Consider the following 18,036-nt stretch of genomic DNA (forward strand, 5'->3'; position numbering starts at 1 on the left):
GACACGGCCTTTGCCGGAGCGCATGCCTTGAATCGAGTCCTGCCGCTGCTGCTGTGGCTGGCCTGTGCTGCGGCGCATGCCGCCGACGGCGCGCCGATGGCCCCCGCGCCAGAACGCCAGGGCGCACTGGTGCGCATGGTGCGGCAGGACTGCGGCTCGTGCCACGGCATGCGCCTGAGCGGCGGCCTGGGCCCGGCGCTCACGCGCGAGGCCCTGGCCGACAAGCCGCTGGCCTTTGTGGCCAGCACCATCTTCCACGGCCGCCCGGGCACACCGATGCCCGGCTGGCGCCGCCTGCTCACCGAGGCCGAGGCCGACTGGATCGCGCAGCGCCTGGTGGCCGGCTTTCCCGAGGAGTCTGCGCGGTGAACCGCCGATCGATGTTCACACTGGCGGCCACGCTGCCGGCCTGGCCGCTGCTGGGCAACCTGGCTGGCTGCGCCGGGGCGCCGCCGGCAGCCGCTGCACCGGTGGCCGAACCCGTCGGCACCGGCGACCTGGGCGTGGTGATCGAGCGCGCCCGCGGCACGCTGGCCATCGTCGACACCACGCAGCGCCGCGTGCGCGCCGAGGTGCCGGGCCTGGGCGACCTGTCGCATGCCTCGGTGGTGTTCTCGCGCGACGGCCTGCACGCCTATGTGTTTGGCCGCGACGGCGGGCTCACCCAGGTCAACCTGCTCACCCAGCGCATCGTCAACCGCGTGATGCAGGCCGGCAACTCGATCGGCGGCGCGGTCAGCGCCGACGGCACGCTGGTGGCGGCGCAGAACTACACGCCCGGTGGCGTGAAGGTGTTCGACGCCCGCACGCTGGCCCTGGTGGCCGACATCCCGGCCTGGTACGGGCCCGAAGCCACCGCCGGCGACGGCGGGCGCAGGCGTTCGCGCGTGGTGGGCCTGGTCGATCTGCCCGACCGGCGCTTTGCCTTCAGCCTGTTCGATGCCGATGCGATCTGGATCGCCGATCTGTCGCAGGACCCGACCCGCCCGCAGATCACCCGCCTGCCCGGCATCGGCCGCCAGCCCTACGACGCGCTGGTCACGCCCGATGGCCGCCACTACATCGCCGGCCTGTTCGGCGAGGACGGCCTGGCGATGGTGGATCTGTGGGCGCCGCAGCCGCAGGCGCGCCGCATCCTGGGCGGCTATGGCCGCGGCCAGCAGCCGCTGCCGGTGTACAAGATGCCGCACCTGCGCGGCTGGGCGGTGGCCGGCCGCCATGCCTACCTGCCGGCCATCGGCCGCCACGAGGTGCTGGTGGTCGACACCGCCAGCTGGCAGGAGGTGGCGCGCATCCCGGTGGCCGGCCAGCCGGTGTTCGTGATCGCGCGGCCCGACGGCCGCCAGGTGTGGGTGAACTTCGCCCTGCCCGACTACCACCGCGTGCAGGTCATCGACACCCCCAGCCAGCGCGTGATCGACACGCTGGAGCCCGGCAAGGCCGTGCTGCACATGGAGTTCACGCCGCGCGGCGAGCAGGTGTGGATCAGCTGCCGCGACGACAACCAGGTGCAGGTCTACGACACCCGGCGCCGCCTGCCCGTGGCGCGCCTGGCACTGGATTCGCCCAGCGGCATCTTCTTCACCGCGCGGGCCGCGCGCACCGGCTTCTGAACCCGCCCGCCATGCCCCTCCACCGCCCCACCCCCGCCGGCCTGTGCGCGCCCAGCGAGCTGCACCTGGCCCTGCTCAACCCCTGGCAGCACGGCTTTCCGCTGGAGCGGGCGCCGTATGCGCGCCTGGCGCTGGCCAGCGGCCTGCCCGAGGCCGCGGTGCTGCGCCACCTGCGCCGGCTGCAGTACGAGGGCAGCCTCAGTCGCATCGGCGGCGTGTTTGCGCACGAGGCCGGCGGCGCCGCGCTGCTGGCGGCCATGCAGGTGCCGCCCGCGCGGCTGGAGGCGGTGGCCGCCACCGTGTCGGCCCATCCCGGCGTGAACCACAACTACCAGCGCGAGCACGCCTACAACCTGTGGTTCGTGATGACCGGCCAGGACCCCGACGCGGTGGACGACGCGATCGCCCTGCTGCAGCGCGCCACCGGCTTGCACGCGCTGAGTCTGCGCATGCGGCGGGCCTATCGCATCGATCTGGGCTTTGACCTCGATACCGCCCACACCCCCGCGCGAAACCCCGGACGAAGCCGTTCCCGCGCCGGCCGCGGCCAGCCGGGCCAGGTGCCGCCAATCGCCGATCATGAGCGTGCGCTGGCGGCCCTGGTGGAAGACGGCCTGCCGCTGCTCAGCCGCCCCTTCGATGCCTGGGCCGAGGCCCTGGGCTGGCCGCCCGAGCAGGTGCTGGCCACGCTGCAGCGCTGGCTCGATCAGGGCGTGCTGCGCCGCTTCGGTACCGTGGTGCGGCACCACGAGCTGGGCTACCAGGCCAATGCCATGACCGTCTTCGACGTGCCCGATGCGCAGGTGGACGGTCTGGGCGAACGCCTGGCCTGCCAGCCCGGCGTCACGCTGGCCTACCGGCGCGAGCGCGCCGCCGGCTGGCCCTACAACCTGTACTGCATGGTGCATGGCCAGCACCGCGACGAGGTGCTGGCGCAGATCGCGGCGCTGCGCCGCACCACCGGGCTGCAGGCCTTCCACCACCAGGTGCTGTTCTCGTGCCGGCGCTTCAAGCAGACCGGTGCGCGCCGCTTTCGCGCCCTGCCGCCGGGCAGCCCGGCGCCCCATGCGCTGCAAGCGCCCCCCGAACCGCCGGAGATCCGCCATGCCACGGCCTGAGCCCCTCAACACCGCCGACCTGCAGCTGATCGCCCGCCTGCACGGCGGCCTGCCGCTGAGCGATCGGCCCTTTGCCGATCTGGCCCAGGACCTGGGCTGCAGCGAAAGCGCGGTGATCGAGCGCCTGCGCCATCTGCTGGCCCACGGTGTGCTCACCCGCTTCGGCCCGCTGTTCCAGATCGAGCGCGCCGGCGGGCGCTTCGTGCTGGCGGCCATGGCCGTGCCCGAGGCGCGTTTCGAGGCCGTGGCGCAGCAGGTCAATGCCCACCCCGAGGTGGCCCACAACTACCGCCGCGAGCACCGGCTGAACATGTGGTTCGTGCTGGCCGCCGAGTCGGCCGCCGCGGTGGACGGCGTGCTGGCCACCATCGAGCGCGAGACCGGCCTGCCGGTGCTGGCCTTTCCCAAGCAGCGCGAGTTTTTCGTCGAGCTGCGCCTGCCGATCACGGCACCCGCCAGCCCTGCCGGAGGCCTGCATGCCCTTGTCTGATTTTGACCGCCGCCTGGTGGCCGCCACCCAGGGCGGCCTGCCGCTGGTGGCGCGGCCCTACGAGGCCGTGGGCGCGATGCTGGGCGTGAGCGGCGAGCTGGTGCGCGAACGCCTGGGCCAGATGCTCGACGAAGGCCTGGTGCGCCGCATCGGCGCGGTGCCCAACCACTACCGCCTGGGCTTCACGGCCAACGGCATGACGGTGTGGGACGTGGACGACGCCGAGGTTGACGCGCTGGGCGAGCGCGTGGGCGCGCTGCCGGGCGTGAGCCACTGCTACCGGCGCCCGCGCCACCTGCCCGACTGGCCCTACAACCTGTTCGCGATGCTGCACGGCCGCAGCCGGGCCGAGGTCGAGCGCCAGGCGCTGGCCATCCACTGCCTGCTGGGGCCGGCCTGCCGCGGCCACGACATCCTGTACTCGAGCGCGATCCTCAAGAAGACCGGCCTGCGGCTCTGAGCCGCGCCCCACCCACGACGGAGAGACCCGCATGTTTCGCATCTCGCAGTTCATGCGCGAGCTGGCCCAGGCCCAGCGCAGCGGCCACTACCCGGCCGCCAGCGCGCAGCGCCCGCCACGCCCCAGCGGCCCGGTGGTGATCTGGAACCTGATCCGCCGCTGCAACCTCACCTGCACGCACTGCTACGCGCTGTCGGCCGACCACGACTATGCCGGCGAACTGAGCACCACCGAGGTGTTTGCGGTGATGGACGACCTGAAGTCCTTTGGCGTGCCGGTCCTGATCCTGTCGGGCGGCGAGCCGCTGCTGCGGCCCGACCTGGCGGACATCGCGGCCCGCGCCAAGGCCATGGGCTTCTATGTGGGCCTGTCGACCAACGGCACCCTGATCGATGCCGGGCAGGCCGACCGCCTGGCCGCGCTGGGCTTCGACTACGTGGGCATCAGCCTGGACGGGCTGCGCGACACGCACGACCGCTTTCGCCGCCTGGCCGGCGCCTTCGACCGCAGCCTGGCGGCCGTGCGCCTGCTGCGCGAGCGCGGCGTCAAGCTGGGCCTGCGCTTCACGATGACCGCGCTGAACGCCCACGACCTGCCGGCCCTGCTGGCATTGATGCGCCGCGAGCAGGTGGACAAGTTCTACTTCTCGCACCTCAACTACGCCGGGCGCGGCAACATCCACCGCGCCAAGGACGCACGGCACCAGGCCACGCGCGCCGCGCTCGACCTGCTGTTCGACCGCGCCTGGTCGGCCGCGCGCGATGCCGCCACGGCCCACGCCGAAGACTATGTCACCGGCAACAACGACGCCGACGGCCCCTACCTGCTGCAATGGCTGGCGGCCCGCGAGCCCGGCCTGCATGCCCGCTTCGGCGCGGCGCTGCACGCGCGCCTGGTGGCCGGGGGCGGCAACGCCTCGGGGCAGATGGTGGCCAACATCGACAACCTGGGACAGGTGCACCCCGACACGATGTGGTGGCACCACACGCTGGGCTCGGTGCGCGAGCGGCCCTTCTCGGCCATCTGGAACGACTTGTCCGATCCGCTGCTGGCCGGCCTGAAGCAGCGCCCGCGCCCGGTGCAGGGCCGCTGCGCCGGCTGCCGGCACCTGGCCATCTGCAATGGCAATACCCGGGTGCGGGCCCAGCAGGTCAGCGGCAACGCCTGGGCCGAAGACCCGGGCTGCTACCTCGATGACCACGAGATCGGCCTGGCCCCCGCCATGCCCGCGCCGGCCACGGCCGCGCCGCAGGCCGCCACCCAGCCGCCCGGCACGCGCCTGGCCGACATCCCGCTGGTGCTGGCGCCATGAGCCGGCCTGCCGAACCCCGCGCCGCGGCATGGCGCCTGCGGCGCGGCCGACTGGCACGGCTGGCACGGCTGGCACGGCTGGCCTGGGCCCTGGGCCTGCTGGCCCTGCCCGTGGCCTGTGCCCTGGGCCTACTGGCCGGGCCCGTGGCCGCCGCCGGCCCCGGCGAGATCGACGGCGCCGCGCTGTACCGCCAGCACTGCGCGGCCTGCCACGGCGCACAGCGCACCGGTGCCATGGGCCCGGCCCTGCTGCCCGAGAGCCTGGAGCGCCTGCGCCCGGCCGAGGCCCTCAAGACCATTGCCGAGGGCCGGCAGGCCACGCAGATGCCGGGCTTTGCCGCCAGCCTGACGGCCGACGAGATGGCGGCACTGGCGCGCCACATCCGCAGCCCCGTGCTGCCGGCGCCGCGCTGGGACGAGGCCGACATCCGCGCCAGCCAGGTCACGCACCGGGCGCCGCAGGCCCTGCCGGCGCAGCCGCAATGGCGTGCCGACCCGATGAACCTGTTTGTCGTGGTCGAGGCCGGCGACCACCATGTGAGCGTGCTCGACGGCGACCGCTTCACGGTGCTGCACCGCTTTGCCAGCCGCTACGCCCTGCACGGCGGCCCGAAGTTCACGCCCGATGGGCGTTATGTGTTCTTCGGCTCGCGCGACGGCTGGATCAGCAAGTTCGATCTCTACAGCCTGCAGCTGGTGGCCGAGGTGCGCGCCGGCCTGAACATGCGCAACGTGGCGGTGTCGGGCGACGGGCGCTGGGTGCTGGCGGCCAACTACTTTCCGCACACCCTGGTGCTGCTGGATGCCGGGCTGAACCTGGTCAAGACCTACGCCGCCACCACGCGCGACGGCCAGGCCAGCTCACGCGTCTCGGCGGTGTACGACGCGGCGCCGCGCAAGAGCTTTGTGGTGGCGCTCAAGGACATTGCCGAGCTGTGGGAGATCAGCTACGACCGCCAGGCCGAGCCCATCCACGACGGCCTGGTGCACGACCACCGGCTGGGCGAGGCGCTGCCCACGGCGGGATTTCTGGGTGTGCGCCGCACACCGCTGGACGAGCCGCTGGACGATTTCTTCTTTGACCCGCCCTACCGCCATGTGCTGGGCGCCACCCGCGCCAAGGCCAGCGGTGAACCCAGCGCGCAGGTTGTCAACCTCGACATCCGCCGCAAGGTGGCGGCCTTGCCGATTGCCGGCATGCCGCACCTGGGCTCGGGCATCAGCTTTGCGCGCGAGGGCCGCCGCCTGCTGATGAGCCCCAACCTGAAGGACGGCGCGCTGGACATCATCGACCTCGGCCCCGAGGGCGGCATGGCCGCGCCGGGCGATGCGCGCGCCTGGCAGCGCGTGGGCCGCATCGAGATGCCGGGGCCGGGCTTTTTTGTGCGCAGCCACGAGGCCAGCCCCTTTGCCTGGGCCGACTCGATGATGAGCCCCGGCGCCAAGGACACGCTGACCATCATCGACAAGCGCAGCCTCAGCGTGGCCGGCCAGGTGCGCGAGCCGGGCAAGACGCTGGCCCACATCGAGTTCAGCAAGGACGGCCGCCACGCGCTGGCCAGCGTGTGGGAGATGGACGGCGCGCTGATCGTCTACGACGCCGCCACCTGGAAGGAGATCAAACGCCTGCCGATGCGCAAGCCGGTGGGCAAGTACAACGTGTTCAACAAGATCACGCGCTCGGAAGGCACTTCGCACTAGGGCCGGTTCGCACTACGGGAACGGTCGCGAAGGCCGGCGGGCCAGGCCGGCCGCGCAGATCAGCACCACAACCAGATGCGGCGCAGCCAGCCGGGCACGCGGTCGGTCTTGGGGGTGTAGTGCTGGCGCAGGTGGGCGTACATCGCAAACTCCTGTTGATTCATCCAGTGTCGATGAGCCGGACTGTATAGAACAACAGGTACGGGTGCAAGAGGCCCGGACGGTGGGCGCGGGCCCCGCCGCGGTTGGGCGGGTCAGGCCTTCAGGCGGGCGATCCGGCGCCCCATCACCTGGCCTGAACCGGCGCCGCAGCGGGCACCGGCAGGGGCTGCAGCGTGCAGTCGATCCCCAGCCATTGAAGCCGCAGGCCCTGCACCGCCACGCCGGCGGCGCGGGCACGGGTACACACGGCGGCCGGATCGGCCACCGCCAGCGTGACGCCCACCAGCGCATCGGCCGCCTCGGCTGCATCGACGGCTGCATCGACGGCGGCACCGTTGGCCGCCGCGGCCGGCGGCCGCACGTCGACGAAGCCCTCGTCCAGCAGCACGCGCCAGCCCGCGCCGTGACGCGCGGCACTGCCGTCGCCGTCGCCGTCGCCGTCGCCGCGGCCGTCGCCATCGCCACGGCCATCACCATCACCACGGCCATCCGGCAGCGGCAGCGGCAGCGGCGCCGGCCGCGCCAGCACCTGCGCCCAGCGCCGTGCCAGCGCCTCGGGCTGGCGCGCGCGCAGGGTCAGGCCCAGCACGCGCTGGCGGCCGGCCTCGCCCGGCTGCACCTGCCAGTCGGGCCCGCCCCAGCGCCAGGCGGCGGCCGGCCGCGCCTCGTCGAGCGAGACGATGGCGCCGCCGATGTCCTTGGGGTGCAGGTGCATGGCCGCGATGTCGTCGAACTCGGCCTGCCAGACACGGCGCACGCCCAAGGCGTCGAGCCGCGCGCGCTCGCGGGCCAGGTGGTCGGTCTGCAGGATCAGCATGTAGCCGCCATCGCCCTGGCGCGCCAGGTGGCGGCCGCAGGCGGTGTCGGGCCGCAGCGGCGAGACCAGCTCGATGAACTGGTCGCCGAAGCAGAACACCGCGTTGTCGATGCCGAACTCGGCCACGCCGGGGTCGCGGTAGGGCGCGGGCAGTTGCAGCACCTGGGCCAGCAGCGCGCGGCCTGGGCCCAGCGCGTGGGTGGCAAGAACGATCTGGCGGATGCGCATGCAGGGCTCTCCGGGTGGGTGGCCGGGCTGGGTCGGTGGCCGGGCGGGGTCGGTGGCCGGGCTGGGAGCGCGGCCGGCGGGGGCGGATGGGGCGGATCGTCGGCCCGGCGCGCGTGCCGGCCTGTCACGCGCGGATCAGGGCAAACCCGGTTCTCGATCAAATCATCAGCTCACATACTCATCACACCAGTTTGATGCTTTGTTGACCTCGGTCTGCTTCAGTGAGGAATGTCCAGCCATGAACCCCAAGATCGCGCTGTTCGGCGCCGGCGGCAAGATGGGGGTGCGCCTGTCGCGCAACCTGATCGGCTCGCCCTACACCGTGGCCCATGTGGAGCCCGGCGCCGCTGGCCGCCAGCGCCTGCACGACGAACTGGGCATCAGCGCCCAGCCGGCCGACACCGCGCTGGCCGGCGCCCAGGTGGTGGTGCTGGCCGTGCCCGACACGCTGATCGGCCGGCTGGCCGCCGAGATCGCGCCGCAGCTGCAGCCCGGCACCCTGGTGATCACGCTGGACGCGGCCGCGCCCTTTGCCGGCCACCTGCCGGCGCGGCCCGACCTCAGCTACTTCGTCACCCACCCCTGCCACCCCACGATCTTCAGCCCCGAGGTGCACACCCCCGGCGCGCCCGACTACTTCGGCGGCGGCACGGCGCCGCAAAGCATCGTCAATGCGCTGATGCAGGGCCCTGAAGCGCATTACGCGCTGGGCGAGGCCATCGCCCGCACGCTGTACCAGCCCATCCTGCGCAGCTACCGGGTCACGGTTGATCAGATGGCGCTGCTGGAGCCGGGCCTCAGCGAAACCGTCTGCGCCACCCTGCTCGACACCATGCGCGAGGCCATGGACGAGGTGGTGGCCCGCGGCGTGCCGGCCGACTGCGCGCGCGACTTCCTGCTGGGCCACATGACCATCCTGGCCGCGGTGATCTTCAAGCAGATCCCCGGCCAGTTCAGCGATGCCTGCAACAAGGCCATCGTCAACGGCAAGCCGCGCCTGCTGCGCGACGACTGGCGCCAGGTCTTCGACCGCGAAGAGATCGCCGAGAGCATCCGCCGCATCACCTGAGCGCGCGCCGCGCCAGGACACCCGGGCACCCGGGTGCCCGGGCCGGGCCCTGGCGCTGATCGCCACCACCACAAGCCACGAAGGAGACAAGACCATGACCCGCTCCACACAGCGTCCGCTGCGCGCCCTGCGCGCCACCCTGGCCGCCCTGCTGGCCACCGGCGCCGGCCTGGCCGCAGCCCAGACGGTGCTGAAGATCGGCTACACGCCGCCCACCGCCTCGCACTACGGGGTGGGCGCCACGGTGTTCTGCGACGAGATCACCAAGGGCACGGCCAACCGCTACAGCTGCCAGCACTTTCCCAGCAGCGCGCTGGGTGGCGAGCGCGAGATGATCGAGGCGGTGCAGCTGGGCACGCAGGATCTGGTCAACACCTCCACCGGGCCGCTGGGCAACTTCGTGCCCGAGACGCGCATCGTCGACATCCCGTTCCTGTTTCGCGACTACGAGCACGCGCGCAAGGTGATGGACGGCCCGATCGGCCAGGAGCTGCTGAAGAAGATGCAGGCCAAGGGCCTGGTCGGCCTGGCCTGGACCGAGAACGGCTTTCGCCACATGACCAACAGCAAGCGCCCCATCGTGCAGGCCACCGATGCCGCCGGCCTGAAGCTGCGCACCATGGAGAACAAGGTGCACATGGAGGGCTACAAGACCTTCGGCCTGCTGCCCACGCCGATGGCGTTTCCCGAGCTGTTCGGCGCGCTGCAGCAGGGCACGGTGGACGGGCAGGAGAACCCGATCCCGGTGATCCTGGCCAGCAAGTTCAGCCAGGTGCAAAAGCACCTGTCGCTGACCGGCCATGTGTACTCGCCGGCGGTGATCATCGTGTCGGCACCGGTGTGGAGCAAGCTGTCCGAGGCCGACAAGAAGGTCTTCACCGAGGCCGCCAAAAAGGCCGCCGTGGCCCAGCGCAAAAAGGTCAACGACGACGAGGCCAACGGCATCGCCCAGCTGCGCAAGGACGGCATGCAGGTGGTGGAGAAGGTCGACGGCGACAGCTTCCGCAAGGCCGTGACGCCGGCCTATGCCAACTTCGCCAAGGAGTTCGGCGCCGACAGGATCGCCGCCATCCAGGCCGTGCAGTGACCCGCCCAGCCCAACCCAGCCAATGAGCGACCCCACACCCCGCAGCGACGACGGCCGCATCCACGCACGCTACTGGCTCGAAACCCCGCTCACTCCCGGCCGCGCGGCCGAGATCATTGCCGGCGAGCAGTCCAGCGGCACCTTTCTGGCCCTGGCCAACGAGACCGCCGCGCTGAAGGCGCGCTCGGGCGCGCGGGTGGAGTCGCTGCAGGTGCTGGCCGTGGTCGATGCACCCAGCCTGCCGGGCCGCTACCCGCCGGGCAGCCGCTTCACGCGCTGCACGCTCGAGCTGTCGTGGCCGCTCGAGAACCTGGGCCCCTCGCTGCCCAACCTGCTGGCCACCATCGCCGGCAACCTGTTCGAGCTGCAGTGCGTCTCGGGCCTGCGGCTGCAGGCCCTGCGCCTGCCGCCGGCCTTTGCCGCGGCCTGCCCCGGCCCGGCTTTCGGCATTGCCGGCACGCGGCGCCTGGCCGGCGTGGCCCGCGGCCCGCTGATCGGCACCATCATCAAGCCCAGCGTGGGCCTGTCGCCCGAGCAGACGGCGCTCGAAGTGCGCCAGCTGATCGCCGGCGGCATCGACTTCATCAAGGACGACGAGCTGCAGGCCGACGGCCCGCACTGCCCCTTCGACGCGCGTGTGCGCGCCGTGATGCGCGAGGTGCGCGAGGGCGCGCAGCGCCACGGCCGCCAGGCCATGGTGGCCTTCAACCTGACCGGCGAGCTCGACGAGATGCGCCGCCGCCACGACCTGGTGCTGGCCGAAGGCGGCAGCTGCGTGATGGCCAGCCTGAACAGCATCGGCCTGGTCGGCCTGCGCGCCTTGCGCCAGCACAGCGCCCTGCCCATCCACGCCCACCGCAACGGCTGGGGCAGCCTCAGCCGCCATCCGGCGCTGGGCTGGGACTACGCACCCTGGCAGATGCTGTGGCGCCTGGCCGGCGCCGACCACCTGCATGTCAACGGCCTGGACAACAAGTTCAGTGAGAGCAATGCCGAGGTGGCCGCCGCCGCCCAGGCCGTGCTGGCGCCGCTGTGGCCCGAGGCGCCGATGGCGGCCATGCCGGTGTTCAGCTCGGGCCAGACCGGCCGCGTGGCCGCCGCCACGCTGGCCGTCACCGGCAGCAGCGACCTGATCTTTGCCGCTGGCGGCGGCATCTTCGGCCACCCCGGTGGCGTGGCCGCCGGCGTGACCGCGCTGCGCCAGGCCTGGCAGGCCGCCGAGGCCGGCGTGGCGCTGGAGGTGCAGGCCGCGCAGCAGCCCGAGCTGCGCGCGGCGCTGGGTTTCTGGTGAGCGGCCCGGCCATGGCCGACGCCAGGCACCCGGGCGCGCCCGGCCACGCGCCAGACGCCTGGCCCGCCGGCCCGCTGCTGGCCTACTGCGCCGACGACTTCACCGGCGCCACCGACGTGATGGAGGCCTTCACCGCGGCCGGGGTGTCCACGGTGCTGTTTCTGGCGCCGCCCGCGCCGCACTGGGTGCAGCGCTTTGCCGGCGTGCGCTGCATCGGCCTGGCCACCACGGCGCGCGGCCAGTCGCTCGCGTGGATGGACACCCACCTGCCCGAGGCCTATGCGCGGCTGCGTGCCTTCGGCGCACCGCTGCTGCAGTACAAGCTGTGCTCCACCTTCGACTCGGCGCCGCACATCGGCTCGATCGGCCGCGCCATCGACCTGGGCATCCAGGCGCAGGGCGGGCGCTGGTCGCCGATGGTGGTGGCGGCGCCGCGGCTGCGCCGCTACCAGGCCTTCGGCAACCTGTTCGCGGCGGTGGACGGCACCGCCCACCGGCTCGACCGCCACCCCACCATGAGCCGCCACCCGGTCACGCCGATGGCCGAGGCCGATCTGCGCCGGCACCTGGCCGCCCAGACCCCGCGCCGCAGCGCCCTGATCGACCTGGTGCAGCTGAAGGCCGGCCAGGGCAGCGCGCAGCTGCAGGCCCTGATCGACGGCGCCGCGGGCGACGACACCCCGGTGGTGCTGCTCGACGTGGTGGACGAGGACACCCTGGCCGCCGCCGGCGCACTGGTGTGGCAGGGCCGCGGCCAGGGCCTGTTCACGGCCGCCTCGTCGGGCCTGCAGGATGCGCTGGCCGCGCACTGGCGCGCCCGCGGCTGGCTGCCCGCCGCGCCCGGCCTGCCGCAGGCCGCGCCGGTGGCGGCCGTTGCCGCGGTCAGCGGCAGCTGCTCGCCGGTGACCGCCGCGCAGATCGCCTGGGCCCGCGCCCAGGGCTTTGCCGTGCTGCGCCTGGACATCGCCGCCGCGCTGCGGCCCGGGCCACCGCGCGATGGCCCGCCTGAGGGCACGGGCTCCCACACAAACGCACAGACGGGCGCCGGCTCGCCCGAGGTACAGCGCCTGGTCGACGCCGCGGCCCAGGCGCTGGCCCAGGGCCGCAGCCCGCTGGTGCATTCGGCCGAGGGCCCCGACGACCCGGCCGTGACCGGCTTTGACGCCCTGGCCGCCGCCGCCGGCCTGAGCCGCGATGCGGCCGCGCGGCAGGTGGGCGAGAGCCTGGCCGAGGTGATGCGCCGCCTGCTCGAGCGTGTGCCCGCCTTGCGCCGCGTGGCGGTGGCCGGCGGCGACAGCTCGGGCGCCGTGGCCGGTGCGCTGGGCATCGCGGCGCTCGACATCGAGGCCGGCCTGGTGCCCGGCGCGCCGCTGTGCCGCGCCTGGTCGGACCACGCCGCGCGCCAGGGCCTGCAGGTGGTGCTCAAGGGCGGCCAGATGGGCGCGGCCGACTTCTTCGGCCGCCTGCGCGCCGGCCGTTCGCCAGACTGATCGCGGCCCGGCCGAAGCGGCCGAAGCGGCCGCGGCGGCCGTGAAGGTGACTGTGAACGTGGCCGCGAACGTGACCGGGAAGGTGCCCATGGCAAAGACCGGTGTGGCGCAAGCCTTGCGCTATCCTCATCCGATGACAGGCGACCCGATCCAGCGCCGCAAGCTCTACCAGGAAGTGCTTGCCCGGCTGCAAGAGCGCATCCGCAGCGGCGAGCTGGCCCCCGGCGACCACCTGCCCTCCGAGCGCGAGCTGATGGCCTTCTACGGCGTGGGCCGCCCCGCCGTGCGCGAGGCGCTGCAGGAGCTGGCGCGCTCGGGCATCGTCGAGATCTCGCATGGCGAGCGCGCGCGTGTGGTGGTGCCCACCGCGCAGCTGCTGATCGCGCAGATTGCCGGCGGCGCCCAGCACCTGCTGCGCATGCAGCCCGACATGCTGGGCCACCTGAAGGAGGCGCGCGTGTTTCTCGAGGCCGGCCTGGCCCGCCTGGCCGCCGAACGCGCCACGCCGGCCGACGTGGCGCGGCTGCGCCAGCGCCTGGCCGAGCACCGTGCCTCGCTGGCCGCGCTGGATCAGTTCCTGAACCGCGACATGGCCTTTCACCGCGAGATCGCGGCCGTGGCCGGCAACCCGATCTTTCCGGCCATCGTCGAGGCGCTGTTCAACTGGGCCAGCGAGTACTACCGCTCGATCGTGCGCGCCCCCGGCGCCGAAAGCCTCACGCTGGCCGAGCACGAGCGCATCGTCGAGGCCATTGCCGCGCATGACGCCGCCGGCGCCGAGCAGGCCATGCGCGATCACCTGCTGCGCGCCAATGCGCTGTACCGCCAGGCCGATGCGCCGGCGGCCCGCGGCACGGCCGCGCCGGCCGCTGCTCAGTGCTCGACCAGCGTCAGGTAGACCAGGGTCTGGTTGAGCAGCTGGTAGGCAATCTCGCCAAAGGTGGCGGGCCCGCGCATGGTGCCCAGCGTGCGCCCTTCCAGCCCGCCGTGCTGGTAGTTGAGGATGCAGTTGCAGCTCATCACCAGCGTGCCGGGCAGCTGCTGCTGCGCCAGCGCGCGCTCGAAGCCGGCCACGTAATCGGGCAGTGGCCGCGCGCAGCGGTAGGCCACACCGGCAAACACCGGCGCATAGAAGTGCACCTGCCGGGCCGCGGCGTCCAGGGCCTTGATGCTCACGTTGACCAGCGCGCCGCAGTAGTCGGCCAGCAGCGGCAGGCGGGTGTCGGCGCCGTGCGCCAGCAGCCAGTCGTGCAGGTTGGCGGGCTGGCCGTCGATCAGGCAGTCGCCGGCGCTGAAGCCGCCGCTGCCGAACACGATGTCGGGGCCCGGGCCCGGCTCGAAGGGGTTGACGATGTCCAGGTGGGCCTGCTGCGCCGCCGCGATGGGCACATGCAGCACCAGGGCCTCGTCGTGCAGCAGCGCGCCGTCGGGCCCGTGCAGCACGCCGGGGCGCTCGCGGCCCAGGTCGTCCAGGTGCAGGCCGGCCACCCAGCCCAGCAGCGGGCGCTGGTACATCTCGGGGTAGTCGGGGGCCTCCTGCGCAAAGGCCTCGTGCACCGCCGAAAAGGCCGGCAGCACGATCAGCGAGAAGCCGTGCGCCGGCGCGTCGGCACACACCTGCGACAAGGTGTCGCGCCGGTAGCGCTGCACCCACGCGGCGGCACCCTGGCCGGCGGCCAGCTGCGGCAGCTCGGTGACAAACACCTGCTCGCGCGTGCACAGCCCGCCCGCCGCGGCCATGAAGTACGGGATGGTGCCGCCGATCCAGCACCCCGGCGGCAGCCGGCGCAGGGCCTGGGCGTCGCCGGCCACGCAGCAGGGCCGGCCGCTGCGCAGCAGCGCGGCGGCCTCGTCCAGCGACATCAGGGCCTGCACCAGCGCCGGCGCCGTTGCCGTTGCCGTTGCCGTTGCCGTTGCCGTTGCCGTTGCGGAGGCTTGCGCCGGGGCCGGGGTCAACACGGTGTCAGTGCGCATGCCAACGTCCGATCTGGGCGATCTCATGGCCCAGCATGGCCTGGTTGCGTTCGAAGAAGCGGTGCAGCTCCACCAGCTTGACCATGCGCACCTCGTCGTCGTCGATGCGCACGATCTGCTGGCGCAGCTTGGACAGCAGCAGCTTCAGGCCCAGCGCCCGCACCTCCAGCGCGCGCTGGCCCTGCAGCAGCTCCATCCACAGCGGGTCGGTCACCGCCGGCAGGCCATCGCCCAGGGTGCCGGCGCCCAGGTGGCGGCCGGCGCCACGCGCCAGCGCGCGCAGCTGCGCCAGCTCGTGGCCCAGCATGGCCTGGTTGCGCAGCACATAGCGGTGCAGGTCGGCGGCGGCCTGGGCATGCAGGTCGGCGTCCTGGTGCAGGGCCGCCTCGCGCTGCAGCTTTGACAGCAGCAGGCGCAGGCTCAGCGCACGCACCTCCAGCGCCACGCGGCCCAGCAGCAGGGCACGCCACAGCGGCGCCGTGGCCGACGGCAGCGGCTCGGTGTCGGGCCGGGCAGGCGCCGGCGGCCACGGCGCGATCTCGATGCCGGCCGTGGCCCGCCCGGCGGGCACCGCAGCGGGGGACGGCGACGATGACGGCGACGATGACGGCGAGAGCGGCGACAGCGCCGCCGCCATGGGCTGCGCCGGCGACTGTGCCGGCGTCTGCGTCTGCGTCTGCGTCTGCGTCTGCGTCTGCGTCTGCGACAGTGACTGCGGCAACGGCGGCGGCATCGGCGCGGGTGGCGTGGCGCCACCGCCATCGAGCCGGAACTTGAAACGCCACAGGTCGGCCACCGGCAGCTTCAGCAGCACGCACAGCTGCTCGACGGTGGCGCCGGCCAGCAGCAGGTCGATCACCTGGCGCGACAGCGCGCGGCTGAAGTGCTGGCCCTCCTCGCCGGCCCAGGGCAGGTTCTCGGGCACGGCCTCGCCGGGGGCCAGCGACAACAGCACCTGGCAGCGCTGGCCCAGCAGCGGCAGATGTTCCCAGCGCAGGTGGCGCAGCAGCGGCGCCGGCTGCTCGCGGCGAAGCCACAGGCGCGGCGCCGGCCGCGGCCGGCCGATCTGCACGGTGACCAGGCGCTGGTCGGCCGAGGGCAGCACTGCCAGCACGGCCCATGGGGCGCGGACGCACAGCAGTTGCGCCATCAGTGGCGCGTCGGCGATCGGCATGCTCGGGTCTCCAGGGGGCGCCGGCCGGCCGCAGGGGCGGGGCCTGGCGCCGGGTTGTTCAGCGGCCGCGCATGCTGCGGGGCAGGCCCTTCACCGGCCATCCCGTGCAAACCCCGGGCGCTGCTGCAGGCTGGCGCAGCCGGGCCGAAGCTTGCTCCAGGCTGTCACCGGCGCGCCCGCGCCACCGGCGTGCAGCACCGGCCTGCGGCGGCCCGGCCGGCCGCCGGCCCGGCTGTCGAATTTGTCGTGAACCAGACCACGGCCCACAGCCGCGACATCGCGGCAAGCCATTGATTTTCAACACGTTTTCTCTTGGCGATGGCTGGCACGCGTCTCGCAATGACGAGGCATCACACCCCCCACTCTCGAGGCCCGTGACATGAGCAACACTGCCTTCGTATCGATCGGCGACCTTCGCAAAGGTCATCAAGCTGTCAGCCCCGTCATTGAAACCGGGGGGGGCTGCGGCACCACCGGCGGCGAGGGCAAGGCCAGCTGCGGCACCTCGGCCGGCCCCGACGACATGCCCCAGGAGATCTGGGACAAGGTCAAGAACCATCCCTGCTACTCGGAAGAGGCGCACCACCACTACGCCCGCATGCACGTGGCCGTGGCCCCGGCGTGCAACATCCAGTGCAACTACTGCAATCGCAAGTACGACTGCAGCAATGAAAGCCGCCCCGGCGTGGTGAGCCAGAAGCTCACGCCCGAGCAGGCGGTGAAGAAGGTGGTGGCCGTTGCCAGCGAGATCCCGCAGATGACGGTGCTGGGCATTGCCGGCCCGGGCGACAGCCTGGCCAGCCCCACCAAGACCTTTGCCACCTTCAAGATGCTGCAGGAGCAGGCGCCCGACATCAAGCTGTGCCTGTCGACCAATGGCCTGGCCCTGCCGGCGCTGGTGGACGAGATCTGCAAGTACAACATCGACCACGTCACGATCACCATCAACATGGTCGATCCCGAGGTGGGCGCCAAGATCTACCCGTGGATCTTCTGGGACCACAAGCGCGTCACCGGCGTCGAGGCCGCCCGCATCCTGCACGAGCAGCAGATGAAGGGCCTGGAGATGCTGACCGCGCGCGGCGTGCTCACCAAGATCAACTCGGTGCTGATCCCCGGCATCAACGACGAGCACCTGATCGCCGTGAACCGCGAGGTGAAGAAGCGCGGCGCCTTCCTGCACAACATCATGCCGCTGATCAGCGAGCCCGAGCATGGCACCTACTTCGGCCTGAACGGCCAGCGCGGCCCCACCGCGCAGGAGTTGAAGGCCGTGCAGGATGCGTGCATGGGTGGCGCGAACCTGATGCGCCACTGCCGCCAGTGCCGTGCCGATGCCGTGGGCCTGCTGGGCGAAGACCGCTCGGAAGAGTTCACGCTCGACAAGATCGAGCAGATGGAAGTGGTGTACGACCTGGACAAGCGCCGCACCTACCAGAACGCGGTGGAGGCCGAGCGCCAGGCCCAGGTGGACGCCAAGCGCGCCGCGCTGGCCAGCTCGACCATCGACGACGGTGTCGACCCCGACATGAAGGTGCTGGTGGCCGTGGCCACCGAGGGCCATGGCAAGGTCAACCAGCACTTCGGCCACGCCACCGAGTTCCAGATCTTCGAGGTGAGCCGGGGCGAGGCGCTGTTTGTCGGCCACCGCCGTGTCGACCTGTACTGCCAGGGCGGTTTCGGCGAGGACGAGCAGCTGCCGTCCATCGTCAACGCCATCAACGACTGCCATGCGGTGCTGGTGTCGAAGATCGGTGCCTGCCCGCGTGACGAGCTCAAGGCCGCCGGCATCGAGCCGGTGGACCAGTACGCGCACGAGTTCATCGAGAAGGCCGCGCTGAGCTGGTTCAGCGACTACCGCCAGCGCATCGCCAGCGGCGAGATCACGCACCAGGTGCGTGGTGACGCCAGCATCCGCCAGGGCGCCTACACGGGCGCTGCCGAAGCGGCCGCCTGAAGCACATGCCAGCCCCCGGGTCGCTGCGCGACACCTGCCCCCGGTAGCAGACGCACAGGGGCACTCAGCCGCCCTGGGGCGGCCCGGCGGCGGC

Annotated in this window: 16 protein-coding genes; 13 read left to right on the forward strand and 3 right to left on the reverse strand. The window is 72.6% G+C overall.

Annotation, left to right across the window (positions count from 1 at the left end):
* Positions 1-96 precede the first annotated feature (96 nt).
* The 7 genes from N4G63_RS26305 to N4G63_RS26335 are packed head-to-tail and all read left to right on the forward strand — an operon-like array spanning position 97 to position 6,693.
* Complete coding sequence (locus N4G63_RS26305; RefSeq protein ID WP_314600796.1) at positions 97-369, forward strand: c-type cytochrome; 273 nt, start codon at positions 97-99, stop codon at positions 367-369.
* An 11-nt stretch (positions 370-380) separates the two neighbouring features.
* Entirely contained in the window at positions 381-1,613 is a 1,233-nt protein-coding gene (locus tag N4G63_RS26310; protein ID WP_443112119.1) for a cytochrome D1 domain-containing protein, read from the forward strand.
* A gap of 11 nt (positions 1,614-1,624) precedes the next feature.
* Entirely contained in the window at positions 1,625-2,731 is a 1,107-nt protein-coding gene (gene ahbB, locus N4G63_RS26315; RefSeq protein WP_314600708.1) for a siroheme decarboxylase subunit beta, read from the forward strand.
* Complete coding sequence (locus N4G63_RS26320; RefSeq protein WP_314600709.1) at positions 2,718-3,221, forward strand: Lrp/AsnC family transcriptional regulator; 504 nt, start codon at positions 2,718-2,720, stop codon at positions 3,219-3,221. Before ahbB (N4G63_RS26315) ends, N4G63_RS26320 begins: the two co-directional genes overlap by 14 nt.
* Entirely contained in the window at positions 3,208-3,681 is a 474-nt protein-coding gene (gene ahbB / locus N4G63_RS26325) for a siroheme decarboxylase subunit beta (protein ID WP_260791205.1), read from the forward strand. Before N4G63_RS26320 ends, ahbB (N4G63_RS26325) begins: the two co-directional genes overlap by 14 nt.
* Positions 3,682-3,712: 31 nt before the next feature.
* Entirely contained in the window at positions 3,713-4,993 is a 1,281-nt protein-coding gene (nirJ, locus tag N4G63_RS26330) for a heme d1 biosynthesis radical SAM protein NirJ (protein ID WP_314600710.1), read from the forward strand.
* Positions 4,990-6,693, forward strand: a complete 1,704-nt coding sequence (locus N4G63_RS26335; protein ID WP_260791209.1) for a cytochrome D1 domain-containing protein — start codon at positions 4,990-4,992, stop codon at positions 6,691-6,693. The genes nirJ and N4G63_RS26335 overlap by 4 nt, the downstream gene beginning before the upstream one ends.
* Positions 6,694-6,979: 286 nt before the next feature.
* Here the strand turns inward: N4G63_RS26335 and N4G63_RS26340 are convergent, their stop codons facing one another.
* A complete protein-coding gene (locus tag N4G63_RS26340; RefSeq protein ID WP_260791218.1) occupies positions 6,980-7,900 on the reverse strand; it encodes a VOC family protein in 921 nt (306 codons plus the stop codon).
* 238 nt (positions 7,901-8,138) lie between these two features.
* Between N4G63_RS26340 and N4G63_RS26345 the strand changes: the two genes are divergently transcribed.
* The 5 genes from N4G63_RS26345 (at position 8,139) to N4G63_RS26365 (ending at position 13,735) form a co-directional block, all read left to right on the forward strand.
* Positions 8,139-8,969: a phosphogluconate dehydrogenase C-terminal domain-containing protein gene (locus tag N4G63_RS26345; protein WP_260791220.1), complete on the forward strand. Its 831-nt coding sequence runs from the start codon at positions 8,139-8,141 to the stop codon at positions 8,967-8,969.
* A 94-nt stretch (positions 8,970-9,063) separates the two neighbouring features.
* Positions 9,064-10,056, forward strand: coding sequence for a TRAP transporter substrate-binding protein (locus tag N4G63_RS26350; RefSeq protein WP_314600711.1), 993 nt, complete (start codon positions 9,064-9,066; stop codon positions 10,054-10,056).
* A gap of 22 nt (positions 10,057-10,078) precedes the next feature.
* Complete coding sequence (locus tag N4G63_RS26355) at positions 10,079-11,347, forward strand: ribulose-bisphosphate carboxylase large subunit family protein (protein ID WP_260791126.1); 1,269 nt, start codon at positions 10,079-10,081, stop codon at positions 11,345-11,347.
* Positions 11,348-11,358: 11 nt separating this feature from the next.
* The gene (gene oiaK / locus N4G63_RS26360; RefSeq protein WP_314600797.1) at positions 11,359-12,837 is read left to right on the forward strand and encodes a 3-oxo-isoapionate kinase OiaK; all 1,479 of its coding nucleotides are present in this window, start codon (positions 11,359-11,361) and stop codon (positions 12,835-12,837) included.
* 133 nt (positions 12,838-12,970) lie between these two features.
* Positions 12,971-13,735, forward strand: a complete 765-nt coding sequence (locus N4G63_RS26365) for a transcriptional regulator NanR (RefSeq protein ID WP_260791123.1) — start codon at positions 12,971-12,973, stop codon at positions 13,733-13,735.
* Here the strand turns inward: N4G63_RS26365 and N4G63_RS26370 are convergent.
* Positions 13,711-14,811 carry a DUF6976 family protein gene (locus N4G63_RS26370; protein ID WP_314600712.1) on the reverse strand — a complete coding sequence of 367 codons (1,101 nt, stop codon included), beginning with the start codon at positions 14,809-14,811 and terminating at the stop codon, positions 13,711-13,713. The genes N4G63_RS26365 and N4G63_RS26370 overlap by 25 nt on opposite strands.
* Positions 14,801-15,985: a hypothetical protein gene (locus N4G63_RS26375; protein WP_314600713.1), complete on the reverse strand. Its 1,185-nt coding sequence runs from the start codon at positions 15,983-15,985 to the stop codon at positions 14,801-14,803. Before N4G63_RS26375 ends, N4G63_RS26370 begins: the two co-directional genes overlap by 11 nt.
* A gap of 379 nt (positions 15,986-16,364) precedes the next feature.
* Here N4G63_RS26375 and nifB point away from each other — a divergent pair, with 379 nt between their 5' ends.
* Entirely contained in the window at positions 16,365-17,942 is a 1,578-nt protein-coding gene (gene nifB / locus N4G63_RS26380; RefSeq protein ID WP_314600714.1) for a nitrogenase cofactor biosynthesis protein NifB, read from the forward strand.
* Positions 17,943-18,036 lie beyond the last annotated feature (94 nt).

Source organism: Aquabacterium sp. OR-4 (genome assembly GCF_025290835.2).
GTDB lineage: Bacteria > Pseudomonadota > Gammaproteobacteria > Burkholderiales > Burkholderiaceae_C > Pseudaquabacterium.